Origin of the sequence: Flavobacterium sp. (assembly GCF_004295795.1) — a bacterium.
Classification (GTDB): domain Bacteria; phylum Bacteroidota; class Bacteroidia; order Flavobacteriales; family Flavobacteriaceae; genus Flavobacterium.
This window is the reverse complement of the sequence record NZ_SEBR01000010.1, coordinates 81,276-105,701: the sequence shown is the minus strand read 5'-3', so window position 1 is coordinate 105,701 and position 24,426 is coordinate 81,276. Positions and strand designations below refer to the sequence as shown.

The 24,426-nt window shown below is 46.3% G+C and carries 23 protein-coding genes; 6 read left to right on the top strand and 17 right to left on the bottom strand.

Annotated elements, in window-relative coordinates; genetic code table 11:
* Position 1: 1 nt before the first annotated feature.
* The 8 genes from EOO49_RS10270 to mraZ all read right to left on the bottom strand — a co-directional run bounded on the left by EOO49_RS10270 (position 2) and on the right by mraZ (position 9,300).
* Positions 2 to 1,354, bottom strand: a complete 1,353-nt coding sequence (locus EOO49_RS10270; RefSeq protein ID WP_290845323.1) for an FtsW/RodA/SpoVE family cell cycle protein — start codon at positions 1,352 to 1,354, stop codon at positions 2 to 4.
* Between the two features lie 197 nt (positions 1,355 to 1,551).
* Positions 1,552 to 2,886 (bottom strand): UDP-N-acetylmuramoyl-L-alanine--D-glutamate ligase, encoded by a 1,335-nt coding sequence (gene murD, locus EOO49_RS10265; protein ID WP_290845320.1) that lies wholly within the window; start codon positions 2,884 to 2,886, stop codon positions 1,552 to 1,554.
* 4 nt (positions 2,887 to 2,890) lie between these two features.
* Positions 2,891 to 4,126: a phospho-N-acetylmuramoyl-pentapeptide-transferase gene (gene mraY, locus EOO49_RS10260; protein ID WP_290845318.1), complete on the bottom strand. Its 1,236-nt coding sequence runs from the start codon at positions 4,124 to 4,126 to the stop codon at positions 2,891 to 2,893.
* 3 nt (positions 4,127 to 4,129) lie between these two features.
* A complete protein-coding gene (locus EOO49_RS10255) occupies positions 4,130 to 5,593 on the bottom strand; it encodes a UDP-N-acetylmuramoyl-L-alanyl-D-glutamate--2,6-diaminopimelate ligase (protein WP_290845316.1) in 1,464 nt (487 codons plus the stop codon).
* Positions 5,590 to 7,602 carry a penicillin-binding protein gene (locus EOO49_RS10250; RefSeq protein ID WP_290845314.1) on the bottom strand — a complete coding sequence of 671 codons (2,013 nt, stop codon included), beginning with the start codon at positions 7,600 to 7,602 and terminating at the stop codon, positions 5,590 to 5,592. Before EOO49_RS10250 ends, EOO49_RS10255 begins: the two co-directional genes overlap by 4 nt.
* Positions 7,593 to 7,934, bottom strand: coding sequence for an FtsL-like putative cell division protein (locus EOO49_RS10245; protein WP_290845313.1), 342 nt, complete (start codon positions 7,932 to 7,934; stop codon positions 7,593 to 7,595). Before EOO49_RS10245 ends, EOO49_RS10250 begins: the two co-directional genes overlap by 10 nt.
* 3 nt (positions 7,935 to 7,937) lie before the next feature.
* Positions 7,938 to 8,846 (bottom strand): 16S rRNA (cytosine(1402)-N(4))-methyltransferase RsmH, encoded by a 909-nt coding sequence (rsmH, locus tag EOO49_RS10240; protein WP_290845310.1) that lies wholly within the window; start codon positions 8,844 to 8,846, stop codon positions 7,938 to 7,940.
* Positions 8,821 to 9,300 (bottom strand): division/cell wall cluster transcriptional repressor MraZ, encoded by a 480-nt coding sequence (gene mraZ / locus EOO49_RS10235; protein ID WP_290845308.1) that lies wholly within the window; start codon positions 9,298 to 9,300, stop codon positions 8,821 to 8,823. The genes rsmH and mraZ overlap by 26 nt, the downstream gene beginning before the upstream one ends.
* Positions 9,301 to 9,683: 383 nt before the next feature.
* Between mraZ and EOO49_RS10230 the strand changes: the two genes are divergently transcribed.
* Both EOO49_RS10230 and yihA read left to right on the top strand, forming a co-directional pair.
* Positions 9,684 to 10,448: an alpha/beta hydrolase gene (locus EOO49_RS10230; protein WP_290845306.1), complete on the top strand. Its 765-nt coding sequence runs from the start codon at positions 9,684 to 9,686 to the stop codon at positions 10,446 to 10,448.
* Positions 10,449 to 11,371: 923 nt separating this feature from the next.
* Positions 11,372 to 11,986 carry a ribosome biogenesis GTP-binding protein YihA/YsxC gene (gene yihA / locus EOO49_RS10225; protein WP_290845304.1) on the top strand — a complete coding sequence of 205 codons (615 nt, stop codon included), beginning with the start codon at positions 11,372 to 11,374 and terminating at the stop codon, positions 11,984 to 11,986.
* A gap of 84 nt (positions 11,987 to 12,070) precedes the next feature.
* Here the strand turns inward: yihA and EOO49_RS10220 are convergent, their stop codons facing one another.
* The 3 genes from EOO49_RS10220 to gldB are packed head-to-tail and all read right to left on the bottom strand — an operon-like array spanning position 12,071 to position 13,980.
* Positions 12,071 to 12,661, bottom strand: coding sequence for a hypothetical protein (locus EOO49_RS10220; protein ID WP_290845302.1), 591 nt, complete (start codon positions 12,659 to 12,661; stop codon positions 12,071 to 12,073).
* Between the two features lie 24 nt (positions 12,662 to 12,685).
* Positions 12,686 to 13,024 carry a gliding motility protein GldC gene (gene gldC / locus EOO49_RS10215; RefSeq protein WP_290845300.1) on the bottom strand — a complete coding sequence of 113 codons (339 nt, stop codon included), beginning with the start codon at positions 13,022 to 13,024 and terminating at the stop codon, positions 12,686 to 12,688.
* Positions 13,021 to 13,980, bottom strand: coding sequence for a gliding motility lipoprotein GldB (gene gldB, locus EOO49_RS10210; protein ID WP_290845298.1), 960 nt, complete (start codon positions 13,978 to 13,980; stop codon positions 13,021 to 13,023). Before gldB ends, gldC begins: the two co-directional genes overlap by 4 nt.
* Positions 13,981 to 14,043: 63 nt before the next feature.
* Between gldB and nadE the strand changes: the two genes are divergently transcribed.
* Entirely contained in the window at positions 14,044 to 14,850 is an 807-nt protein-coding gene (gene nadE, locus EOO49_RS10205) for an NAD(+) synthase (protein ID WP_290845296.1), read from the top strand.
* An 86-nt stretch (positions 14,851 to 14,936) separates the two neighbouring features.
* Positions 14,937 to 15,566, top strand: a complete 630-nt coding sequence (locus EOO49_RS10200) for a response regulator transcription factor (protein WP_290845294.1) — start codon at positions 14,937 to 14,939, stop codon at positions 15,564 to 15,566.
* Here EOO49_RS10200 and dnaG read toward each other — a convergent pair.
* From dnaG to EOO49_RS10175, 5 genes are all read right to left on the bottom strand, one after another.
* Entirely contained in the window at positions 15,563 to 17,551 is a 1,989-nt protein-coding gene (dnaG, locus tag EOO49_RS10195; RefSeq protein ID WP_290845292.1) for a DNA primase, read from the bottom strand. The two genes, EOO49_RS10200 and dnaG, sit on opposite strands and share 4 nt — an antisense overlap.
* Before the next feature lie 267 nt (positions 17,552 to 17,818).
* A complete protein-coding gene (locus EOO49_RS10190; protein WP_290845291.1) occupies positions 17,819 to 18,868 on the bottom strand; it encodes a hypothetical protein in 1,050 nt (349 codons plus the stop codon).
* A gap of 22 nt (positions 18,869 to 18,890) precedes the next feature.
* Entirely contained in the window at positions 18,891 to 19,634 is a 744-nt protein-coding gene (locus EOO49_RS10185; protein WP_290845288.1) for a hypothetical protein, read from the bottom strand.
* A 71-nt stretch (positions 19,635 to 19,705) separates the two neighbouring features.
* Entirely contained in the window at positions 19,706 to 20,272 is a 567-nt protein-coding gene (locus EOO49_RS10180; RefSeq protein WP_290845286.1) for an RNA polymerase sigma factor, read from the bottom strand.
* Positions 20,273 to 20,398: 126 nt separating this feature from the next.
* On the bottom strand, positions 20,399 to 21,373 hold the full coding sequence (locus EOO49_RS10175) for a polyprenyl synthetase family protein (protein WP_290845284.1): 975 nt from the start codon (positions 21,371 to 21,373) through the stop codon (positions 20,399 to 20,401).
* 126 nt (positions 21,374 to 21,499) lie between these two features.
* On the opposite strand from EOO49_RS10175, the gene EOO49_RS10170 reads away from it, so the two are divergent.
* Together EOO49_RS10170 and EOO49_RS10165 are read left to right on the top strand one after the other, a co-directional pair.
* Entirely contained in the window at positions 21,500 to 22,327 is an 828-nt protein-coding gene (locus tag EOO49_RS10170; RefSeq protein WP_290845282.1) for a hypothetical protein, read from the top strand.
* Between the two features lie 202 nt (positions 22,328 to 22,529).
* On the top strand, positions 22,530 to 23,129 hold the full coding sequence (locus EOO49_RS10165) for a dihydrofolate reductase family protein (protein ID WP_290845280.1): 600 nt from the start codon (positions 22,530 to 22,532) through the stop codon (positions 23,127 to 23,129).
* 3 nt (positions 23,130 to 23,132) lie between these two features.
* On the opposite strand, the gene rlmN is transcribed toward EOO49_RS10165, so the two are convergent.
* Positions 23,133 to 24,179 carry a 23S rRNA (adenine(2503)-C(2))-methyltransferase RlmN gene (gene rlmN, locus EOO49_RS10160; RefSeq protein WP_290845278.1) on the bottom strand — a complete coding sequence of 349 codons (1,047 nt, stop codon included), beginning with the start codon at positions 24,177 to 24,179 and terminating at the stop codon, positions 23,133 to 23,135.
* Positions 24,180 to 24,426: the final 247 nt, after the last annotated feature.

The window sequence follows — 24,426 nt, the reverse complement described above, 5'->3', positions numbered from 1 at the left end:
CTCAAATTTTCCCGCGAACGGCATCCATAGGATTTCCGGCAGGCGTCGTCGCGTCTTCTATCGAAAAATCGATTCCGTCGGCCAAGGCCAGCGCGCGTTCCTTCATCATTTTCTCGGCTTCGTCCTCTCGCGCTATCTGTTGGTCTATCAATCTTCTCAAAGCTTCTTCGCGTTTTTCCTTATCGGAAACTTCCTGAGCGATTTCCTCTTCTTTTTTGGTCACGCCGATGATGATTCCAAGTGCGATGCAAGTCATCCAGATCGACGAACCTCCGGACGAGATCAGCGGAAGCGTTTGCCCCGTGACCGGAAGCAGATTCACCGCAACGGCCATGTTGATCATCGCTTGGAAAACGATCGGGAAACCCAATCCCACGACCACGAGTTTGCCAAAAACCGACGGCGCTTTGTGGGCCGCGACGATGAATCGGAAGAACAACAGCAAATACATGACCATTACTCCTACGCCACCGATCAATCCCCATTCTTCGACGATGATCGCGTAGATGAAATCTGAAGACGATTGTGGCAAAAAGTTCTTTTGGACGCTTTTTCCGGGTCCGAGTCCATATGGACCGCCGGTTGCGATTGCCGTTTTGGCCAGATCTGTTTGGTAATGTTCGTCTGATGTGTCGCGATTTTCGGTTCTTTCGCCAAAACTCGAGATTCGGTTTTCCCAAGTATGCACGCGGTTGAAGAACTTGGCTTCCGGAAACGCGTGCGCCATGGCCACGAACATGACGAGTGCGCCAACGCCGGCTCCGATGATTATGCCAATGTAACGCAATGGATACTGTCCGATAAAAACCAACATAATCACCATTGCGAACATCAAGGCCGCCGTCGAAAAGTTGGCTGGCAAGATCAATCCGATGGTAATGAAAACCGGCAACCACAATTCGTATAGCGATTGCTTGAACGTGATAGGCGTCTCGCGTTTTTTCGACAGGTAACGCGCCACGAAAACCATCATGGCCAATTGCGCCAGTGTCGAGGTCTGGAATCCGATTCCAATGAACGGGATTTGGATCCAACGCGCGGCATTTGCTCCAGCGATTACCGTCCCTTTGACCAGCGTGTAAAGCAACAAAGCCCAAACGATTGGCATGGCGATCATCGAAATTCCCTTGAAATAGTGATAGGGTACTTTGTGAACCCAATAAATCATGAGGAAACCGATCGTGATGTGCAAGGCGTGTTTTACCAAAAAACTCACGGTGTTGCCCGAATTCTGACCGATATAAGCCAAATTCGAGCTCGCGCTGAATACAGGCATGAACGAAAACAACGCCAGCAAGGCGATGAACGCCCAGATGACTTTGTCTCCTTTTAGGTTATACAGCAGGTCTTTCACTTCAACATTCGTTATTCGTTGTTCTATTGTTCGTTGTTCAACATTCGTTATTCGTTGTTCAACATTCGTTATTCGCTGTTCAACATTCGTTGTTCTATTGTTCGTTATTCAACATTTGCCTTTCGAACCAGAACTATCTATTATCTATCCGTCTATTATCTATCCGTCTATTATCTATCCGTCTATTATCTATTTTCTCAAAGATTCTGAACCGCATTCTTGAACTGCTTCCCGCGGTCCTCATAATTCTCGAACAAGTCGAAACTCGCGCAGGCTGGCGAAAGCAGGACCGTTTCTCCTCTTTCGGCCAAACGTGACGAGGTGCGAACCGCTTCGGTCATATTGTCGACTTCTACCATTATGTCTACCACGTTTCCGAAGGCATCGATAATTTTCTTGTTATCGACGCCCAGGCAAACGATCGCTTTGACTTTTTCGCGAACCAATGGCATAAGTTCCGAATAGTCATTTCCTTTGTCGACGCCACCAACGATCCAAACCGTTTGTGATGTCATCGAGTCGAGCGCATAAAACGTGGCGTTCACGTTCGTGGCTTTCGAGTCATTTATATATTGTACGTTCCCGATTTTGAGGACTTTTTCCAAACGATGTTCGACGCCCTGGAAATTAGTGAGGCTTTCGCGTATCGTCGCCTTGCGGATCTGCATCAGCTTTGCCACCGAAGCAGCCGCCATCGCATTCTTGAGATTGTGCTTGCCTTCAAGAGAGATTTCTCCTGTTTCGATGATGAATTCTTCTTCGTTGATGTTGATTTCCATTTTGTTTTCGTTTAGATAGGCGCCTTTTTCGAGAGTTTGGGTAATCGAGAAAGGAATCAATTGTGCTTTTGTCTTGTTGTTTTTGAGCCAGTTTACGATCGCTTCGTCGTCGGCGTCATAAATCAGGTAATCGTCTTTTGTCTGGTTCATCGTGATGCGGAATTTGGCATCGATGTACTTTTCGTATTTGTAGTCGTATCGGTCCAGATGATCGGGACTAATATTTGTGATGACCGCGATGTGAGGCGCATATTTCACGATTCCGTCGAGTTGGAAGCTTGACAGTTCGAGTACGTAATAATCGAAGTTGTCCTCGGCCACTTGCCAGGCGAAACTCTTTCCTATGTTTCCGCCGATCCCGACGTTCAGTCCGCCGCTTTTCAAAAGCCAGTGCGTCAACATCGTCGTGGTCGTCTTGCCGTTGCTTCCGGTTATCCCGATGGTTTTTCCCTTGGCATACTTGTTGGCGAACTCGATTTCCGAAATCACCGGAACGTCTTTCTTCAACAGTTTCTTCACGATGTCGGCTTTGTCCGGAATTCCCGGGCTTTTCATCACGACGTCGGCGTTCAGGACTTTTTCCTCGGTGTGTCCGCCGTCTTCGAATTTTATTCCATTGAGTAAAAGAACTTCCTTGTAATTGTTCTGGATCTTTCCGAAATCGGACAAAAAGACCTCATAACCTTGTTTCTTCCCGAGAATCGCCGTTCCTACGCCGCTTTCTCCTCCGCCTAAAATCACGAGTCTTTTCATCGAACTATCTTAATTTCAGCGTTACGATCGCCGTAATGGCAAGCAAGATTCCCGTGATCCAGAAGCGCGTCACGATCTTGCTCTCGTGGTAGCCTTTTTTCTGATAGTGGTGATGCAATGGCGACATCAGGAAAATCCGTCGGCCTTCGCCATAGCGCTTTTTCGTCCATTTGAAATAGCTCACCTGGATTACCACAGATGCGTTTTCGACGAGAAAAATCCCACACAAAAGCGGAATCATCAATTCCTTGCGCACAGCGATTGCCAAAACCGCGATGATTCCTCCAATCGTCAAACTTCCGGTATCGCCCATGAAAACCGCAGCCGGATATGAATTGTACCAAAGGAAACCAATCAGCGAGCCCACAAAAGCCGCGATATAGACCGTCATTTCACCCGAATTCGGGATGTACATGATGTTGAGATAGTTCGAGAAAATGATGTTACCCGAGACGAAAGTGAAAATCCCGAGCGCGAGTACCGAAATCGCCGATGTTCCCGCCGCGAGTCCGTCGATTCCGTCGGTCAGGTTCGCTCCATTCGAAACCGCCGTGATGATGAAAATCACGACCGGAATGAAGATCAGCCACGCCCAGTTTTGGTAGCCGTCGCCCATCCAACTCAAGGCTTCGGCATAATCGAGCTCGTTGTTCTTGAAAAACGGGATGGTGGTCGTAGTCGACTTTTCTTCGACCGGCTCCGGATAAATCGCGGTCTGATTCGGGTTTTGGGTCGTAAAAATATTAGTGTATTGCGTATCGGTACGAACCGTGACTTGCGGGTTGAAGTACAAAGTGCAGCCAACGATCAATCCCAGACCAACTTGTCCGATCACCTTGAAAATACCTTTGAGTCCGGCTTTGTCTTTCTTGAATATCTTGATGTAATCGTCTATGAATCCGATAGTTCCCATCCAAAGCGTCGTGACGATCAGCAAAATGATGTAGATGTTGTTCAATTTGGCGAGCAACAACACCGGAATCAACGTCGATATGATGATGATAAGTCCGCCCATTGTAGGCGTTCCGGCTTTTTGCGTCTGACCTTCGAGGCCGAGTTCGCGAACCGTTTCCCCAACTTGCTGGTTTCTCAAAAAGTTGATGATCTTCTTTCCGTAAATCATCGAAATCAACAGTGAAAGCAAAACCGCCAAGCCCGATCGGAATGTGATGTACTGGAACACGCCCGTTCCCGGAATGTTCATCGACTTATCTAGATATTCGAACAAATAGTACAGCATTGCTTATTTATTGAGTTGTTGTAACAATTCTTTCGCGATGGCCATATCGTCGAAATCGTAGCGCACGCCTTTGATTTCCTGATAGGTTTCGTGTCCTTTTCCCGCGATCAGGATGATGTCGTTTGGCCCGGCCAATTGGCAAGCCGTCTTGATCGCCTGTTTTCTGTCGACGATCGCGACCGTTTTCTTATAGTTGATCGGTTGCACGCCTTTTTCCATGTCAGAAATGATGGCTTCCGGTTCTTCGCTTCGCGGATTGTCTGATGTCAAAATCACCTTGTCGCTCAAAATCGACGCGATGTCGGCCATGACGGGACGTTTGGTCTTGTCGCGATCGCCGCCGCAGCCCACCACCGTGATCAATTGTTCGTTTTTGGTTCGGATGTCGTTTATGGTCTTGAGCACGTTTTCGAGTGCATCCGGCGTGTGCGCATAATCGACGATCGCCGTGATTTGTCCTTCGGATACGATAAACTGGAAACGTCCTGAAACGCTTTCCACTTCTGACAACAAGCGCAAAACCTCGAGTTGGTCCAATCCCAAATTCACCGCAGTTCCGTAAATCGCCAGCAAATTGTAAGCGTTGAATGTTCCGATAAGGCGCACCCAAACTTCGTTGTCATTGATCTTCAAAAGCAAGCCCGAGAGCTGGTTTTCTAGAATTTGGGCGCGATAATCGGCATAAGATTTCAGCGCGTAAGTCAACTTTTTGGCGATCGTGTTCTGCAACATCACAAGTCCGTTCTTGTCGTCCAGATTCGTGAGCGCGAACGCCTGACGCGGCAAATGGTCGAAAAACGACTTCTTCACGTCGCGGTATTCGCCAAAAGTGTCGTGATAATCCAAGTGGTCGTGAGACAGATTCGTGAATACGCCGCCCGCGAACTGCAAGCCTTCGGTGCGCTTTTGGTGAATGCCGTGAGACGAGACTTCCATAAAGCAAAAATCGACGCCCGCATCGACCATTTCGCGCAGGTATTTGTTTATCGTAAGCGAGTCCGGAGTTGTATGAGTAGCTTTGTACTCGATTTCGTCGACCATGATTTTCACTGTGGAAATCAGTCCGGTCTTGTATCCCGCTTTTTTGAAAAGCTGGTACAAAAGCGAGGCGATCGTGGTTTTGCCGTTCGTTCCCGTAATGCCCGTGAGCTTCAGGTTTTGTGACGGATTTCCGTAAAAATTCGCCGATAGGAAAGCCAAAGCCTTGTTCGTGTCTTTTACCTGTACATAGGTGATTCCGGTGACGATCACATCTGGAAAAGTATCGCAAACCACGGCAGTCGCGCCTTGATTGATCGCTTTTTCTATAAAGTCATGGCCGTTTGAAACGCTTCCGCGGATGGCCACGAAAACATCTTCCTCTCCAATTTTGCGCGAGTCGAAGTCGATGTTTCGCACGGCGATATCGGTCGAACCCTTTACGGCCTCAATCGAAACTTTGTACAATAGATCCTTCAATTGCGTCATGACAATTCCAATGTAATTACGTCGTTTTCACCGAATCTTTGTCCGGGTTGAATCGACTGTTTCTTAACTTTTCCAATTCCGATGACTTTCACCTTCACGCCGAGATTTCCCAGCAAAGTCACGGCGTCCATTCCGGCCATTCCTTTTACGTCCGGAATCGTTTTTTCCTTTACGTTCTGGACTTTAGTGAGGTAATCGTTGTAATTCTTCTCTTGTTTCTTGGTCTTTTTCTCGAGGTTTTTCACTTCGTTGGTCGAAGGCGCATCGGTAAAGATCTTTTGGGCGATCCTTTTGAAAACCGGCCCGGCTACGTCGGCGCCATAATAATTGTTCTTGGACGTATTCGGTTCGTGAACGACGACGATGCAAGTGTATTTCGGATCGTTCGCCGGGAAATACCCCACGAAAGACGATACGTAATGCTTTGATGTTCCGTCTTTGCGGTTGTAGTTCGCTTGAGCGGTTCCGGTTTTTCCTGCCATTGGGAAGTTTTTCGAATAAAGACTTCTGCCCGTTCCTTTCTTGACGACATTCTCGAGGCAAGCCTGCAATTTCTTGACAGTTGCGTCAGAACAAATCTTCGGATTAATGACTTGCTTGTCGAATTTCTTGATGGTCTTGTTCCACTCGCGTATTTCCGAAACGAATTGCGGCTTGACCATTTCGCCATTGTTGGCCACGGCGTTGTAAAAGGTCAAGGTTTGCAAAGGCGTGATGGAAACTCCGTATCCGAAAGCCATCCACGGAAGTGCAATTGCGCTCCAATTGCGTCCGCCCTTGTGTGGAATGAACGGCTGGCCTTCGCCTTCGAACGGCAATCCTAGTTTTTTGTTCAATCCGAAATCGTCCAAATGATCCACGAATTGCATCGGATTGTCCTTGTAGGCATTGTAAACCGCCTGAACCAAAACCGTATTCGACGAAACTTCGAAGCCGCGACCAAGCGAAATCTTGCCGTAACCGCCTTCGTGCGAATCGCGAACATGACGGCCGCGAATGATAAAATCGCCACCTTTTGAATCGTAGATGTCGCTCGTGTCGGCTTTTTTGTCCTCGAACAACGCCATCATGTCGGCGAGCTTGTATGTTGAACCCGGTTCGTGCGATTCGGAAACCGCATAATTCACGCGCTCGTAATAAGTGGAATCTTCTTTTTTGTTCCGACCCAAATTCGCGATCGCTTTCACGTAGCCTGTTTTGGTTTCCATGACGACTACACAACCGTGATCGGCGTCGTATTCCTGCAATTGTTTCAGAAGTGCATGGTGGGCAATGTCCTGGATGTAAACGTCGATCGTCGAAATGATGTCGTAACCGTCGATAGGATCTACTTCGTTTACATCGCGGATTGGTTTCCACTGACCTTTCGCGATTTTTTGTTTGAGGATTCGTCCGTCTTTTCCGTCGAGATATTTCTTGTATGCGCCTTCGATTCCTTTGGCGTAATGTTTTCCGTCTGCGCGGACTTCATCGTACCCGATCGTTCGCTTGGCAATCATTCCTATCGGATGTTCGCGCACAGTATATTGTTCGGTGATGATTCCGCCTTTGAACGCGCCTTTGCTGAACAGCGGAAACGACTTGATGCGAACCCATTCGGTATAACTCAAACCTTTCGCGATCAGGTAATAGCGACTTTTCGTGTTTCTCGCCTTGGTCAGTCCGGCGTAATAATATCCGGCAGGACGACCAAGCAAAACCGACAGCGAATCGGCTAGTGCCGATAAATTCTGACGGAAATCTTCCTGCTTTGGAGCGACGGCGTCGAATCTCACATCGTAATTCGGAATCGAGGTCGCCAACAAACTTCCATCGGCTGAATAAACATTGCCTTTGTTGGCCGGAATCACGAAATTCTTCACCGTGCGTTCTTTGGCAAGCGCGCGGTAATGGTCGCCTTCCACCCATTGGATGTTACAAAGTTTCACCATAATGGCCATCGCGATGATGAAAATCCCGAAAGCGAAAAGGTAAATCCTATACGATATGTTTTTTTCCTCTACTGCCATAATCTCGAGAAGAAGCCTGTGTCTTCTGGTTTTTTGACTTTTATTTTTTGTGGAGGAACCGACGATGGCACGATTCCTCTTTCAAGCATTTTTTGTGAAACCGTCGATTCCATCTTGAGTTTCATGAGTTCGGATCGCCTGTCGACAAATTCCGAACGCAATTCCTTGACCTCGTTCGTAAGCGCCACGATCCTGAAGACCTTGCGTTCGTAATTTTGTGTGTTCGCGATCATGATGATGGCCAAAACGATGAGAAACACGATAAAGCGCCAGTTTTTGGTCGCGTCTTCGTTGATCAGGAATCTCGCCTTGAGTATGCTGTATACGTTCATGGTCTAGATCTTTTCGGCTATTCTCAATTTGGCGCTTCGGGCACGGTTGTTCTCTTTTATTTCTGCATCCGTTGGAACGATCAGTTTCCCGACGGTTTTCATCGGTACCGAAAAATTCCCGAACATGTCGCGTTCCGGCTCGCCTTCGAACATCCCGTTCTTGACAAAGCGCTTCACCAGGCGGTCTTCGAGCGAGTGATACGAAATCACGCTCAAACGTCCACCGGGTTTCAGGACTTCGACGGTTTGCTCGAGAAATTCCCGGAGCGCATCCATTTCGTGGTTCACTTCTATCCGGATCGCCTGATAGATCTGAGCCAGAATTTTATTGCTTTTGTGTGCGGGCAAAAAGCGGTGTAATATTTTCTTTAGTCTTTCGGTATCGCGGATGAGCGATTCTTCGCGGGCTTCGATGATCGTCCTCGAAAGCGCCGGAGCGTTCTTGAGTTCACCGTAATCGAGAAAAACGCGTCTCAGGTTTGCATCGTCGTAATAGTTCACGACTTTGAAAGCGTCGAGTTCGTCTTTCTGGTTCATGCGCATGTCGAGCACGCCTTCGAATCTTGTCGAAAAACCTCTCGCCGGAACGTCGAATTGGTGGGATGAAACGCCAAAATCGCCCAAAATCCCATCGACTTCGCGAACGTTGTGAAATCTCAGGAAGCGTTTTATGAAACGGAAGTTCTCGTTTATGAGCGTGAATCTTTCGTCGTCTATCGCGTTTTCCAAAGCGTCCGTGTCTTGGTCGAATGCGAGCAATTTCCCTTTTGGCCCAAGGCGTTTGAGGATTTCTTTTGAGTGTCCGCCGCCTCCGAAGGTTACGTCCACGTAAACTCCGTCGGGCTTTATGTCAAGTCCGTCGACAGTTTCCTTTAATAAGACAGGGTTATGATATTCCATTGTCGCCATCATTCATGTTTCCCATTACATCTTCGGCCAGATCGGCAAAATCCATTTCACTGTTGTCAAGCGATTTCTCGTAAAGCTCTTTATCCCAAATCTCGACGATGTTCACCGCCGAGGCCAAAACGATGTCGCCTTTGACTTTGATCTGGGCAAATTGCTGCAAGTCTTTTGCGATGAGCAAGCGTCCGGCCGAATCGACTTCCACCAATTTCACGCCTGCCGTAAAGCGTCGGATGAAATCGTTGTTCTTCTTCACGAACCTGTTGAGCTTGTTGATTTTAGCCATCATCGCGTTCCATTCGCTCATCGGATACAACTCAAGGCACGGCTGAAAAACCGAACGCTTCAAGACGAAACCATCCTGAAGCGACGCAGCCATTTGCTTCTTCAAAGGTGCCGGCAAGGCCAGTCTTCCCTTCTCATCTGCTTTACATTCGTATGTCCCTATAATTGCGTCCAACTGCAGTTTTGGATTTGATTGTAGCAAAAATATAACAATTCCTCCCACATCTTACCATTTTTTCCCACGTGTTGATAAGTTTTACCATTTCTTCACCCACTTGCACACCTATCGCCCAAATCCAAGAGCCTTAATTGTTTAACGAATTATTAAGATTTTAAAATATTTTAAAAATTAATTTCGGTAGAAGTCGATTTCCGGTTTGGAATTTTACGGATTTTAGAATTTCCGACGAAAATCAAATAGGCCCGAAAATGGCGGGATAATGTTGATAATTGACTGATTGTCATTCTTGTGGAATCAATCGATCGGACACGTCAAAAAATCAATTGCCTAACATCAAAACTCCTATCTTTGCACTCGACCTGAACAATGAAATTTTAATGGATAACGATCTTATCAAAGAGGGAAAATACAAGTACACCGAGGCCGGCGAAGGCACGCCAATCATCGTTTTGCACGGACTGATGGGCGGATTGAGCAACTTTGGAGGCGTTTTCGACTATTTCCCCGAGCACGGATACAAAGTTGTCATCCCGGAATTGCCGCTTTACACCCAAAACATCCTCAAGACCAACGTGAAAGCTTTCGCGAAATGGGTCAAGGATTTCATTACTTACAAAGGTTTTGACCGCGTGATCCTGCTGGGAAATTCTCTTGGCGGACACATTGCTTTGTACCATGCCAAGGCCTATCCGGAGAAAATGTCGGGCTTGATCCTGACCGGAAGCTCTGGTTTGTACGAGGCTGCAATGGGCGACAGTTACCCGCGCCGTGGCGACCGCGATTACATCCAGAGAAAAGCTGAGGAAGTTTTTTACGACCCTAAAATCGCCACTCCGGAATTGGTCGAGGAAGTTTATCAGGTCGCCAACGACAGACTCAAATTGGTCAAGACGCTCACGATTGCCAAGAGTGCGATTCGTCACAACATGGCCAAGGATTTGCCCAAGATGCACATTCACACTTGTTTGATTTGGGGCGCCGAAGACAAGGTTACGCCGCCTGAAGTTGCCGAGGAATTCCATCAGTTGTTGCCGCATTCTGATCTATTTTGGATCGAGAAATGTGGGCACGCCGCGATGATGGAGCATCCGGATGAGTTCAATCGGATCATGCACGAATGGCTTAAGAAGCAGCATTTATAATAGGTCCGAAAGGACTTTTTTTTTGGAGTTTTTGGATTGAGAATGTTGGTGGATTTTTTGGTTGGGTTGATTTCGCCGATGCACTGAATTGGAGGTGATTTTTGGGTTGTGAATTAGCCGATTTTATTTGAGTGATTGGTCTACTTTTGAACGATTTGGCGACTCACCTTCATTTAAGATTTTTTACGGATTTTCTGTACTTGAACCGCCCAAAATCCCGATAAATTGCGGGCGGGTGGTGGTGGTATTTTTTCTACCGGAGTCAAAAATAGCTGGCTTGCCGATAACCTTTGGGTTAATTAACTGGCTGATCTCACCTGAACGACTAGCCTACTTTTGAACGATTTGACAACTCACCTTCATTTAAGATTTTTTACAGATTTTCTGTACTTGAACCGCCCAAAATCCCCATAAATTGCGGGCGGGTGGTAGCGGTATTTTTTCCACCGGAGTCAATTTAGCCAGCTTGCCGATAATTTTTGGGTTAATTAACTGGCTGATCTCACCTGAACGACTAGCCTACTTTTGAACGATTTGACAACTCACCTTCATTTAAGATTTTTTACAGATTTTCTGTACTCGAACCGCCCAAAATCCCAATAAATTGCGGGCGGGTGGTGGTGGTATTTTTTTCTGCCGGAGTCAAAAATAGCTGGCTTGCCGATAATTTTTGGCCCTGTGAACTGGCTGATCGCACCTGAACGACTAGCCTACTTTTGAACGATTTGACAACTCACCTTCATTTGAGATTTTTTACAGATTTCCTGTACTTGAATTGCCCAAAATCCCGATAAATTGCGGGCGGGTGGTGGTGGTCTTCTTTTCTGCCGGAATCAAAAATATCGGCGACTTCCCAAAGATTTCAATATCCAATCCAAGAGTTCATTTCTTTAAAAGTATCTTTGCCAGTCAAAACGATTCAAATGAAGATCAACACTGCAGAATTCGTCATAAGTAATTCAGACCCGAAAAAATGCCCGAACGAACCGCTCCCGGAATACGCATTCATCGGACGCTCGAACGTCGGGAAATCGTCGCTGATCAACATGATCACGAACCACAAGCACTTGGCCAAAACCTCCGGCCGACCGGGGAAAACCCAGCTAATCAACCATTTCAAGATCAACCAGAATTGGTTCTTGGTCGATTTGCCCGGCTACGGATACGCCAAGGTGTCGAAAACCATAAAGTCGACTTTCCAGAAATTCATTACCGAATATTTCGAGAAACGCGAGAACCTAACATGCGCTTTTGTCCTCGTCGACATCAGGCATGAAGTCCAAAAAATCGATTTGGAATTCATCAATTACCTCGGCACGATCGAAGTTCCGTTTTGCATCGTCTTCACCAAAGCTGACAAAATAGGAAAAGTAAAAGCCCAAGAAATGGTCGCCAATTACAGAAAGGCCTTGCTGGCCAACAATTGGGAAGAAATGCCCCAGCACTTTATAACTTCGTCCGAAGACAAAACCGGCAAAGATGAACTTTTGAGTTTTATTGACGATGTGAACAAGCAGGTTTTCAGCGAGGGATTTTAATCTGCGACGAGTAAACAACTACACAATTCAAAGCATAAAAAAAGCGACCATTCCGGGTCGCTTTTCCATTTTTTAAATAGTCGATCAATTGTAATTGTGGTTTTGCAACTCCAATTTGAAGAAACCGGCGTCTTCCATAATTTGCCCAATCTCGTCGCTCCAGAAAATGTATGATTCGTTTGCGGCTGTCGAAGTCGTGTACTTGTAAACCTTGCAGTGAAAAGTACCGGCCGGAACTGTCACAGTCGAGTCCATATTGACTACTTCGTGAGTGATCACGCGTCCATCGGTTCTGGTTTCAGTCCAGATATCGCCCAAAGCCGCGTTCTTTTTGTAAAGTGTGGTGATGTCGATTCCGTCAGAACCAACGTCGTTTTTCACGAAATTTCCGTCCTGGAAAATAAGATCGCTTGTAGTGGAAACCACGGTTCCGTTTGGATCGCGCATCTCACGTGTGGTGACAAATCCGTCACCGTTGCAGTTTCCGAAAGACATTTTCATCGATCCGGCGTCGAATCCGAATTGCGACAATTTGTAGTCAACGAACTTGCCCGATTGCAACCAAGCCACGTCAGTCTCGCAACTTCCGTTTGCCGGACTTCCCGAATCGTCTCCGCTACAGCTCATCATCACCGCCGCCAAAGCCGCAAGCGTGATTTTAGTAAAATTCTTCATTTATTGGTGTTTGGTTAAAGGTTGCTATTTCTTGGACAGTTCCATCTTCTCGGCAAAATATTCGCAGAAATCACGCATGGAATCGGCCATTTTCTCGTCATCGGTGGCACGTTGGAACGTATCCGACAAAGCGACCAGCGTCTGGTGGAAAAATTTCTTCATTTCATCTACCGGCATGTCTTTCGTCCAAAGGTCGATGCGAAGCGTTTCCTGGGTTTTGTGATCCCAAAGCGACAACAACATCGCCTTGGCCCTTTCGTTTACGACGCCACCGTCCTGGGCCGACCAATACATCTTTTCAGGCACGTGGTTGTCGTCGAGTGCAATAGTAACTTTTATTTCGGAATTGCGAAGCTTGCTCATGATTTTTTTGGTTTGTATCTCGATTTTTCAAAAATGGTTCGCGCATCGGTCTTCAAAAGATCCTGAACCGACGCTTTATTGTTGTCTATATAACTTTTCACGATTTGCCAGCCGATATATTGCCCAACGCGCCCAGGACTTTCATTGTCGATCTCGAGATAGAACTTCGAGAAAGGCGCCTGTGCGAGGAAACGTTCGGCCAGTTTTTGGTCGGTGTCGTACAAAGTTTGGCTCTCTATAAAGTAAGACCAGATGTAACCTTCATTCTCATTACACCAGTCGTATTGCGGTTGGGAATAGCCTATTTTTTCATTGTCGGCAACATCAGGCAGGAAAATATCCTTGAGGTAAAGTTGCTTTCCGAAGTAGACCATCTGACCCAAAAACGTATTGTCAGGCGGAGCGATCTTGAACTGCGACCAAGCGTTCACGATATCGGGAAGCATTTGTTTTTCGTCGAAATTGCGGCGCAGATATTCGGGAAATTCGCCGGTATAGAACTTATGGTTTTCTCCTAAATAAAGTTCGAGCGAAACTACCAAAGTATCGTGTTTGAACAGCACTTTGTTCGAATAATCCATGTTTCCGATAACCGTGAAAACCGTCGGAGTGTTTGTTTTTGGGAAGTAATACTTGAAGTGCTTGAAAAGATCCTCGATTTTTTGTTGTTCCGATGCGAAGTTTCCGAACTTTTTTTCGGTCTCCGAATAGACTTCCTTCCAAAGCGGATCGTTCAGTCTTTCGACATAAGGCGCGTTAGAAGGATCTGGAAAGAAAAACGGATACTCATAGCGCAAGTCCTGTATTTCATCGGGCTTCGACCCAAAAAAAGCCTTATCAAAGCGAACGACCTTCATATTCACAGGCGTCTCTTCGACTTTTTTCTCAATTTCCGACCTCTTGTCGCACGAAGCGAGAAGCACAATTAAACTTAAAAATGTAAGCAGATTCCTCATTTGTTGATTAAATTAGCGCTACCAAAATCCGGGTGCAAATATACCGGAAAAAACCACAGCAATATGCCCAAAAAAAGCTCGATTAAGGCAGCCGAAACAGTTGAATATATAGTGAATTGGCTCAAGACGTATGCCGAAAACGCGAAAGTGAACGGTTTTGTTGTAGGAATTTCCGGCGGAATCGATTCGGCAGTCACTTCATCGCTTTGTGCTAGAACGGGTTTCAAGACGTTGTGCGTCGAAATGCCGATCCATCAGCCGCCACATCACGTAACGCGCGCCCAGGAACACATTTCGCGGTTGAAGGAAAAATTTGACAACGTATCCGATGTGCGTACCGATTTGACTCCCGTTTTTGAGACCTTCAAAGCTGCGGTTCCAACTTCAAGCAACGAACACGCGCTGTTTCTCACTTTGGCCAACACAAGAGCGCGACTGAGAATGTCTACTTTATACTACCACGCGGGAATTCACGGGCTTCTGGTAGCGGGAACCGGAAATAAAGTCGAGGATTTTGGCGTAGGATTTTTCACGAAATACGGAGACGGAGGCGTCGATTTGAGCCCAATTGCAGATTTGATGAAGTCGGATGTTTATGCATTGGCGGAATTTCTGGGCGTTCCCGAAGCGATTTTGGTCGCTCCGCCGACGGATGGTTTGTTTCAGGACGACCGTTCTGACGAAGACCAACTTGGCGCTTCCTACGACGAACTCGAGTGGGCAATGCGTGAATCTGAGCAAGGAAAGACATCGGAAATGTTCGCAGGACGCGAAAAAGAGGCGTTTGAAATCTTCCAAAAATTCAATAAGTCGAACAAACACAAGATGTTGCCGATTCCCGTTTGCGAGATTCCGATAAATCTTAAGTAAGATTTTAACATAATTTTTTAACGGAATTCATTTTTTTTCTACATTTGATTACCCCAAGAGGCGTTTAATAATTAAAAATTGTTGTTATGATCAATGTTTGTTTGGCCGACAATTATCCGGTGGTACACTTTGGGGTAAAATCCTATTTCAAAGATCACCCCGAAATCCATATCGTTTCCAACGTTGGGAATTTCTTCATGATTCCCGAGGCGCTCCGCAACAAACAAATCGACGTGTTGATTCTCGACCTCGAACTCGACGGATTGACGAGTATTTATGAAGTGAAATCGATCATAAAGAACAATCCGAAAACAAAAATCATCATTTTCACAAGCCTTTCCGAGCAAATCTACGCTCCGAACGCAATCAAGTCCGGCGTCTCCGGATTCGTCCACAAATCCTCAAAGCTCGAAACTTTGGGCGTGACGATCCAAAAAGTACACAACGGAACGATCATGCTAAGCGATTCCATCAAGAAAAACCTCGCCCTTATCGCCAAACAAAACAAGAGCGAGCGTTTGTATAGAAAATTGTCGAATCGTGAAATTGAGGTTTTGCGCTATTTGAGCGACGGTAAGAAAAACAACGAGATTTCGAAAATCCTGAATCTGAACGAAAAGACGGTGAGTACTTACAAACTGAGATTGCTTACGAAACTCAACGTAACGAATCTTGTAGACTTGGTCAACAAAGCCAAAACGCTCGAAATTGTCTAACTGTAACGCGTCATGACTCTTCCCAATTTTTTCGAGAACGAGTTTATAAGCGCGTAATAATCCATGGCCATCGACAGTGATTCCGAGTTGTCAGATTCGGCTTCCTGAGACAAACCATTCTTGAGTTCATTTATGATACGGTCTACGAGAAACCATCTCAAAGTCAGGATGGTTTCAGACACGTATTGTGAAATCGACTGATCCTTCAATTTGACGACAATGTTCTGCGAATCCCAATTGTGGAGTTGTTCGCGTTCGTCCACCATTAAAATATCGGTAACTTCTGACGAAAATTCAGGCGGAAGTTGCGCTATATATTGATCGGGCACAAACTCATCGTTTTGCTGATAAAAGGCGATCAGATTGTCATAAATGCCCTTGAACTGCGCATTTCCCAATTCGGTTTCGTCTTCCTGCAAACTCAGGAAAATGCGTTCAAAAACCTTGTATTCTTTCTTTATCGGCACTTCTTTGATTTCGCCTTCCTCGTTCGCCTCGAAAACAACGTCGTCGAATTCTTCTGTCTTGTGTCCGTAAAGCAGCAACATCTCTAGAATTTTGCGCTCGAGCTCATACAAGACGTCGACTTTTTCGTGAACCTGTTCGCCTTCTTCATTCCTAACGACTTCGAAAGCTTTCTCCTTTTGGTCCTGTTTCAGCTTTTTGCCCGCGTCTTCAATGTCCTTTTGGACGAGTTGCGCCAAAGTGCTGACCAAAACCTGTTCGGAAATATCCATGATGCGGGCGCATTCCTGAATATAGATTTCCCTTTGGATGCGATCTGGAATCTTGGAAATACTCGTAACCATATCACGGATCAATCCCGCCTTTTTCACCGGATCGTTCTGGGCTTCGTCCACAAGCAAAGTTGCCTTGAACTGGATGAAATCCTTGGCGTTTTTAGCGAGATATTCCACCAAATCACCGTGAGGCGTCTTGCGCGCGAAACTATCCGGATCTTCACCGTCGGGAAACGTGCAGACTTTTACGTTCATGCCTTCTTCAAGGATCAAGTCGATTCCTCGAACCGAAGCTCGCAAACCGGCCGCGTCACCGTCAAAAAGCACTGTGATGTTTTTCGTCAGACGGCTTATCAGACGGATTTGGTCTGGCGTCAAAGCCGTTCCCGATGAAGCGACGACGTTCTCGATTCCGGCCTGGTTGAACTGGATGACATCGGTGTAACCTTCCACAAGATAACAATTGTCGAGTTTGGCGATCGCTTGCTTGGCCTGAAAAATCCCGTAAAGCACTTTGCTCTTGTGATAAATGTCAGATTCGGGCGAATTCAGGTATTTGGCGACTTTTTTGTCGTTTGTGAGGATGCGTCCGCCAAAACCGAGAATGCGTCCGGACATACTGTGGATCGGAAACATCACGCGGTGGCGGAACCGGTCGATCGTTCGTCCGTCTTCGCGCACGATCGTCATCCCTGTCTTGTCCAGAAATTCGAGTTTGTAGCCTTTTCCGAGTGCTTCTTTCGAAAACGCGTCCCAAGCTTCAGGCGAATATCCGAGTCCGAATTTGTTGATCGTTTCGAGGTTAAAACCGCGTTCCTTGAAATAGCTCAAGCCAATCGCTTTTCCTTCTTCGGAATGGAGCAAAATGTCGTGAAAGTACTTCTGGGCGTATTCCGTGACGAGAAACATCGACTCGCGTTGGTCCATGATCGCTTTATCTTCGTCTGTCCTTTCGGTTTCCTCGATCTCGATGTTGTACTTTTTGGCGAGATATCGGATGGCTTCCGGATACGTAAAATGCTCGTGTTCCATCAAAAAAGCCACGACGTTTCCGCCTTTTCCTGACGAAAAATCCTTCCAGATTTGTTTCACCGGAGAAACCATGAACGAAGGCGAGCGCTCATTCGTAAACGGACTCAGGCCTTTCATGTTCGATCCGGAGCGCTTCAATTGCACGAAATCGCCAATGACTTCCTCAAGGCGTGCGGTTTCGAAAACGGTATCTATGGATGCTTTTGAGATCATTTGGTCGAAGGTCGAGTGCCGGGAGACAATGACTTGCGGGAATTGGACGCGAAAGATACGAAAATGTTCTTTTTTTGGTGCTTAGCTGTTGGGTGAACTGGTTGCCTTTTGGTTTGGGCGCGAAGTTTTCAACTTCGCGACGCGTGTGGCCGAGTCTGTGACTCGGAAAAAACACCTTCACTCCGTCACTTCTAACACAATCGTTCCAAAAAACAAAAAACGCCTTGGTTTCCCAAAGCGTTCCTGACTTTATAACTAACTAACCTTTTAATTGAAATCCCAGCGCACACCAAACGAAATGTTGTTTTGGTCGACTGCATTGTTCTCGAACACTGGATTCAAGTCGTATTTGCAGTACAAACTCATCGATCTGTAACCCACATAACCACTGACTCCGTAGACAAAATCGTTCACATTGTAATCGCCGATCGATTTTTGCGTGGTCTCATTTCGGTTCGAATCCCTGAATTCGATGACGCGTTTCGATCTCACGTTCGCTCCGGCATATCCGCCAAGTCCAACCCTGAAACCGCGGTGCGTGTAAAAACGTCCATACTTGTCTTTGCCAGAAAAATCAAACTCCAAATGCACCGGCGCAACCAAATTCACGTTTCTGAAACGAGAATCTCCTAAGTTGATCGGACTGTCAACCAAAACCGTTTGATTGCCGACTTCCTCATAATAGCGATTGTCCGTTGGGCGAACCGTGTTCCATTGCATCGAAAGTCCGTATTTCAAATGAAGTAAATTGTGGTTTTTGAGCAAACGCGTGTTCATCGTAAGTCCGAGTTCGTAAAAATGCGATCCCCAAACGCGATAATCCGAATGTGCCATCGCTCCGTCAGTCAAAAAGTGGTTCAATCCGAAGGCGAACACCAATTGCGAAGTCGTGCGGTTCTCACCCTTCATGGTATCTCTTGGCTTGCTCGTATTTTCAAAGTTGAAACCGGTTTTCGTACTGGCCGATATCTTGAACTTTCTGGTGGTATCTTTTTCGACGACGACACCGTCCACTTTTTCCTGGACGAGTTTCTTGAGTTCTTCCTGAGCAGCGGCGGTGCGTCTTTCGATGTTGGCCGCGCGGAATTCGGCATACTCGATTTTCTTCTGATCGGCTTGATCCTGCGAAATCGTGCCGTCGTGAAGTTGTTTGTTCACTGCGTCGACTTCGGTTTTCAACGCCTCTTTTTCTTCTTTCGTAATAATAGAAATTTTGTCGGAAATGATCTTGATCCGATCTTCAAAAGTCTGTTGGGCCGAGACTTTGCTCGCAACAAGGCATAGCAATGCCGCTACGTAAAAAATAACGTGTTTCATGGTGTTCGTGATTTAGTGATGATTAATGCGATTCTTCTATGTTGCGGTTCTCGACGGCAACTTTCACTTGCTGGTAATTTCGGTTCAAGGCGCGCAGTGCACGTTGGCGAGGTGTGAGTTTTTCCTCGGCCTGGTTGTCGACCTCGAGAAGCAGTTTTCTCGCGTTGACCTTTGCGCCACTTTGGTTGGTTTCCCGTTTTGCCTTTGCCGCCGCCAAAAGTTCGTCAACCGAGGCGTCTTGTGCAACTTGTGAATCCTGATTCAACTTGTCCGTTTTTTGATCGATGATCGGGTTTGATTGATTGCGATTGATGATGATGTTGCTATTGCTTGCCAATTGGCGCTTTTTGTCAAACGTGATCTTGTTCACTTTCTTGACGATTTCGGGCTTGTTGGTTTTCGCTTCCGCGGATTCGGCTTTCTCCGAAATACCGGCGATTTGTGGTTCCGATGAAGTGCTTGCCGATCCCGTCCTGTTTTCATCGGACACACCCGATTTCCCGCTTTCCACAACCTGATTTTGCGCCGGAATCACGTTCTGTTTACCCGTGTCTTGTCTGAAAAACAAACTTCCGACAAGCAGAAATCCCAAAAAACTCGCGGCCACATAAAGCCATTTGAAACTTCTTTTGCTTTTTACGACTTCCGGTTGTGCTTCCGATGCTGTCAACATCGCATCAAGCCTGTCCCAAGCGGCGTTGCTTGGCTGTATTTCTCGTTGGTTGAGTTTATCTGAAAACTCCTGCTCCATTTTATTCCGTCCCATTTTTATCTGTTCGAGTTTATTTTTCATTTGTCAGATGAAGAACCCTTGAATCCATCACCTCGTTTCAAAATTCAAAATCCGGTCAAGGGTTTTTCATAGTTGCTTAATTCGACAATTTTCTCCTGCAAAATGCGTCTTGCGTGCGACAACTGCGATTTCGACGTGCCTTCGTTTATGCCTAACATTTCGGCGATTTCCTTGTGCTTGTAACCTTCGATGCAATACAGGTTGAAAATCATCTTGTAACCGTCGGGCAAACTGTCGATCAGGCTCTGTATGTCGTCCACATTCAATCCTGACTCTATATCGTTGAAACCGTCTTCCTTGTAAAAAGTGTCTTCCATAAAGTTCACTTTTTTCTGGACGCGTAGCCAGGAAATGCACTCGTTTACCATGATTCGGCGAATCCAGCCTTCGAAACTTCCTTCGTGCTTGAAATTCTTGAGATTCGCGAACACTTTCATAAATGCCGTGATCATCAAATCTTCGGCGTGGTGCACATCTTTGGCATATTGTCGGCAAACGCTCAACATTTTGGGCGTATATTGAGCATAGATTTTTTGCTGTGCATGCCGATTGTTCTCGACCGCCAAAGCGATGATCTCGTGTTGCTCTTGATGTAAAGCTATTACCTTCAAAACTGTTCTATAGTGTTTCTATCAGCATAGACGACGACACTTGAAAAAGCGTTGCATCTGATGCCAAAAAAAGTTTGGGAAATAAAAAAGTCCTGCATTTACAAGACTTTACAGAATATAAAATTTTTATTTTTTTCGTTCGATGACGTAATTGACCATCAATTCCAAGGCGCTTTTGAACTCCGATTCGGGATATTTCTTGAGCAAAATTAAAGCTTGTTGGCGGAATTCTTCCATTTTCGCTTCGGCATAAGCCAGGCCATTTTTTTCCTTGACGAAATTGATGACTTGCTTGACGCGCTTTTTGTCTTTGTTGTGGTTTTTGACCGAATTGATAATCCACGATTTTTCCTTTTCGGAACAAGTGTTCAAAACGTGAATCAGCGGAAGCGTCATTTTTTGCTCCTTGATGTCGATCCCAGTTGGTTTTCCGATGGCTTCTTCGGAATAATCGAACAAATCGTCCTTGATCTGGAAAGCCATTCCGATGAGTTCGCCAAAAAGACGCATGTTTTCGACTTCAGACAAATCGTCGGTCACCGAACGCGCGCCCAAAGCACAACAACTCGCAATCAAGGTAGCGGTTTTCTTTCGGATGATTTCGTAATAGACGTCTTCCGTAATATCGAGCCTTCTCGCCTTTTCGATCTGCAAAAGTTCACCTTCGGACATTTCCCTCACCGCAACCGAAATGATCTGAAGCAAATCGAAGTCGCCGTTGTCGATCGAGAGCAAAAGCCCTTTGGAAAGTAAATAATCTCCCACCAAAACCGCAATTTTATTCTTCCAAAGCGCGTTTATGGAAAAGAATCCGCGGCGACGGTTCGAATCATCGACCACGTCATCGTGCACCAAAGTGGCGGTGTGGATCAATTCTATGACTGACGCGCCTCTGTAAGTTCTTTCGTTCACTTGTTCGCCGATCATTTTGGCGACCAGGAACACGAACATCGGACGCATTTGCTTGCCTTTCCGATTTACGATATAATACGTGATTCTGTTGAGAAGCGCAACTTGAGAAGACATCGATTCGTAGAACTTCTTCTCGAAAAGTTCCATCTCGGGTCTGATGGGTTGCTTTATTTGCGCGCTGATGTTCATTTGCCTTCCAAAGATAGGCTATGTTTGCAGAAGTTCAAACCAATTTGCGCAATGCTTTTTTCAAGGAAAAGTTAAACCAAATCGCGATTCCGAAGTCATTACCTTAAACCGAAAAACCAAAAATCTATGAAAATCAAACTATTAGCGACTATCGCGCTTCTTTCTATCGGATTTGCGAGTTGCACGAAGGATGAAGATGAAGCTTTTACGGCGAGAAACGCCAGAACGAGCAACGAAATCGATCGCCTCACCGACGACGTTTCGATCATAGCCGAAGAAGAATATCAAAACCAACTTGCCGCCGCCGGAAGACCGCTGCCAAGTCAGGCTTTTCTCCCGACTTGCGCCACAGTCACGACAACTGTCGCAAACGAAATCTGGACGAGCGTGATCGATTTTGGCCAAACCGGATGCCAATTGCCGAGCGGCGCACTTGCCACCGGACAAATCATCGTAAGTGGCAACACCGATTTTACAACAACGTCTCACGAAGTCAATTACACTTTCAACGACTTTTTCTACAACGACAGAAAAGTCGAAGGCAACCGACACGTGATGTTTTCGTGGCAAAGCACAACGGCTCAACCCGAAGCGCACACGGTCGCAAACATCGATCTCGATTTGACGGTAACGTATCCGAACGGAAATGCATATCACCGAACCGGAAGCCGCACGCGCGAATTGATTCAGGGTTATGACACGCCTTTGAACTGGCTCGACAACGTTTATCAGGTAACAGGTTCGTGGCAAACAGTCGGTCCTAACGGCACTTGGACGACTTCTATTGATATGCCTTTGGTTTGGTACACGACTTGTCCTTATGTAGGCGCGGGAACGCTGACATTTTCGGTTGCAAACAACACTGCCATTTTGGACTATGGAGACGGAACCTGCGATTATTTCGCGACGCTCACTGTGAACGGAAACTCAGAAGCGACGGTTTTGCTCAATTAGGAAAGTCGATTCAATTATAAGAACGCTTCGGGAAACCGGGCGTTTTTTTTTGTGCCTGAGCGACGAGTCCCTGAGTTTTTTTTCCGAGTCACAGACTCGGTCACGCGCTGCGCGGAGTTAAAAACTCCGCGCCAAAACCAACCCAAATTCTCACATCCACTCAATCCAAACCAAAAATTTCCCGAACTTCACAAAAAAAGCCATGAGAAAAATAACTGTCCTGTCAATGATTTCCCTAGACGGTGTAATGCAAGCGCCCGGCGGACCGCAAGAAGACACATCTCACGACTTCAAATTCGGAGGCTGGACCGCGCCGTTCAGTGACGAAACCTATGATGCTGCCGTCCAAAAAGAATTGTCGCGACCGCACGACTATCTTCTTGGAAGAAAAACTTTTGAAATCTGGGAAAACTATTGGCCCGAACACGGCGATTTTTGGCCCGGGATCAATTCGGGAACCAAATATGTGTTATCCAAATCGAGAAATGCATCCAACTGGCAACATTCGGAATTCGTCGAAAATGTATCCGAAATTGAAAGGATCAAAAAATCTGATGGAAACGACATCCAGGTTTGGGGAAGCAGCGAACTCGTACAATTGCTGCTCGAACACGATCTGGTCGACGAGATCCGACTCAAAATCCATCCGATACTTCTTGGAAACGGGAAAAAACTGTTCTCGGACAGCGCGGTTCCATCGGCTTTCGAATTGACGGAAAGTATCGTGACGGCAAAAGGCGTAATCATCGCCGCCTATAAGAAAAATGACGTTGTGAAAACAGGTGATCAAACGAAAAATTGACGCTTATTCGCCTTCCTTGTTCGCGAGTTGTCCGCAAGCCGCGTCTATATCTTTTCCACGACTTCTGCGCACTTTTACCACGATGTCATTTCGCTCAAGCGCTGAAATATAAGCATTCGTAGCTTCTTCGGACGCTTGCTGAAATTCTCCGTCACCAATCGAGTTGTACTCGATGAGATTGACTTTGCAAGGCACATATTTGCAGAATTTCACGAGTGCCTCGATCGACTTCCTGTCGTCGTTTATACCTTTCCAAACCACGTATTCGTAGGTAATCCGGCTTTTCGTTTTGGCATACCAATATTCCAGCGACTCCCGTAAATCCGTAAGTGGAAAATTGTTTGTAAAAGGCATGATTTTGTTGCGGATTTCTTCCACCGCCGAATGTAATGACACGGCCAACTTGAACTTCACCTCGTCGTCGGCGAGTTTTTTGATCATTTTCGGAATGCCTGATGTGGACAACGTAATGCGCTTCGGCGACATTCCCAAACCTTCTTCGGACGTAATCTTCTCGATCGCCTTCATCACGTTCGGATAATTCATCAAAGGCTCGCCCATTCCCATGAAGACGATGTTCGAAAGCGGACGGTTGTGGTAAAGTCGGCTTTCTTTGTCGATTGCCGCCACCTGATCGTAAATCTCGTCCGGATTCAGATTCCTCATGCGCTTGAGTTGCGCGGTCGCACAGAAATTGCAGTCGAGCGAACAACCAACTTGACTGGAAACGCAAGCCGTCGTTCTGGTTTCGGTCGGAATCAAAACCGACTCGACGAGCAGACCATCGTGAAGTCGGACGGCGTTTTTGACTGTTCCATCTTCGCTTTTCTGCATTTTGTCGACCTTGATGTGGTTGATCACAAAATTTGTCTCGAGCATCGCACGCGTGTCTTTGGAGATATTGGTCATGTCTTCGAACGTATGCGCGCCTTTGCTCCACAACCATTCGTACACCTGATTTCCGCGAAACGCTTTGTCTCCGTTGGCTACGAAAAAATCGCGTAGCTTCTCCTTAGTTAAGGCTCTGATGTCTTTTTTTTCGATTTCCACGGCGCAAAGATACGCTTAATGTTCAAGAGTTCAAGTGTTCATGGATTTTGGGATTTCGAGCGCCGGATTTTTCGCTTCCGATTTGGCGCTTTCGCCGATTTGGGAGGTTTTTTGGGTAATTGCATGGTGGAAATTGTAAGAAGTCCCGCCTCATCATTTCCACATCAAAAAAGGCGTTTAAAAGACCTAACAGACTTGCAAGTCTGTTAGGTCTTCAAAGTTCGGCTCAAAAAATCAAAATCCATTA

Excerpts from the sequence above, each read along its gene's own strand:
- murD (WP_290845320.1), bottom strand. The coding sequence starts at position 2,886 with ATGAAAAGACTCGTGATTTTAGGCGGAGGAGAAAGCGGCGTAGGAACG.
- mraY (WP_290845318.1), bottom strand. The coding sequence starts at position 4,126 with ATGCTGTACTATTTGTTCGAATATCTAGATAAGTCGATGAACATTCCG.
- EOO49_RS10255 (WP_290845316.1), bottom strand. The coding sequence starts at position 5,593 with ATGACGCAATTGAAGGATCTATTGTACAAAGTTTCGATTGAGGCCGTA.
- EOO49_RS10250 (WP_290845314.1), bottom strand. The coding sequence starts at position 7,602 with ATGGCAGTAGAGGAAAAAAACATATCGTATAGGATTTACCTTTTCGCT.
- EOO49_RS10245 (WP_290845313.1), bottom strand. The coding sequence starts at position 7,934 with ATGAACGTATACAGCATACTCAAGGCGAGATTCCTGATCAACGAAGAC.
- rsmH (WP_290845310.1), bottom strand. The coding sequence starts at position 8,846 with ATGATGGCGACAATGGAATATCATAACCCTGTCTTATTAAAGGAAACT.
- EOO49_RS10230 (WP_290845306.1), top strand. The coding sequence starts at position 9,684 with ATGGATAACGATCTTATCAAAGAGGGAAAATACAAGTACACCGAGGCC.
- yihA (WP_290845304.1), top strand. The coding sequence starts at position 11,372 with ATGAAGATCAACACTGCAGAATTCGTCATAAGTAATTCAGACCCGAAA.
- EOO49_RS10220 (WP_290845302.1), bottom strand. The coding sequence starts at position 12,661 with ATGAAGAATTTTACTAAAATCACGCTTGCGGCTTTGGCGGCGGTGATG.
- gldC (WP_290845300.1), bottom strand. The coding sequence starts at position 13,024 with ATGAGCAAGCTTCGCAATTCCGAAATAAAAGTTACTATTGCACTCGAC.
- gldB (WP_290845298.1), bottom strand. The coding sequence starts at position 13,980 with ATGAGGAATCTGCTTACATTTTTAAGTTTAATTGTGCTTCTCGCTTCG.
- nadE (WP_290845296.1), top strand. The coding sequence starts at position 14,044 with ATGCCCAAAAAAAGCTCGATTAAGGCAGCCGAAACAGTTGAATATATA.
- EOO49_RS10200 (WP_290845294.1), top strand. The coding sequence starts at position 14,937 with ATGATCAATGTTTGTTTGGCCGACAATTATCCGGTGGTACACTTTGGG.
- dnaG (WP_290845292.1), bottom strand. The coding sequence starts at position 17,551 with ATGATCTCAAAAGCATCCATAGATACCGTTTTCGAAACCGCACGCCTT.
- EOO49_RS10190 (WP_290845291.1), bottom strand. The coding sequence starts at position 18,868 with ATGAAACACGTTATTTTTTACGTAGCGGCATTGCTATGCCTTGTTGCG.
- EOO49_RS10185 (WP_290845288.1), bottom strand. The coding sequence starts at position 19,634 with ATGGGACGGAATAAAATGGAGCAGGAGTTTTCAGATAAACTCAACCAA.
- EOO49_RS10175 (WP_290845284.1), bottom strand. The coding sequence starts at position 21,373 with ATGAACATCAGCGCGCAAATAAAGCAACCCATCAGACCCGAGATGGAA.
- EOO49_RS10170 (WP_290845282.1), top strand. The coding sequence starts at position 21,500 with ATGAAAATCAAACTATTAGCGACTATCGCGCTTCTTTCTATCGGATTT.
- EOO49_RS10165 (WP_290845280.1), top strand. The coding sequence starts at position 22,530 with ATGAGAAAAATAACTGTCCTGTCAATGATTTCCCTAGACGGTGTAATG.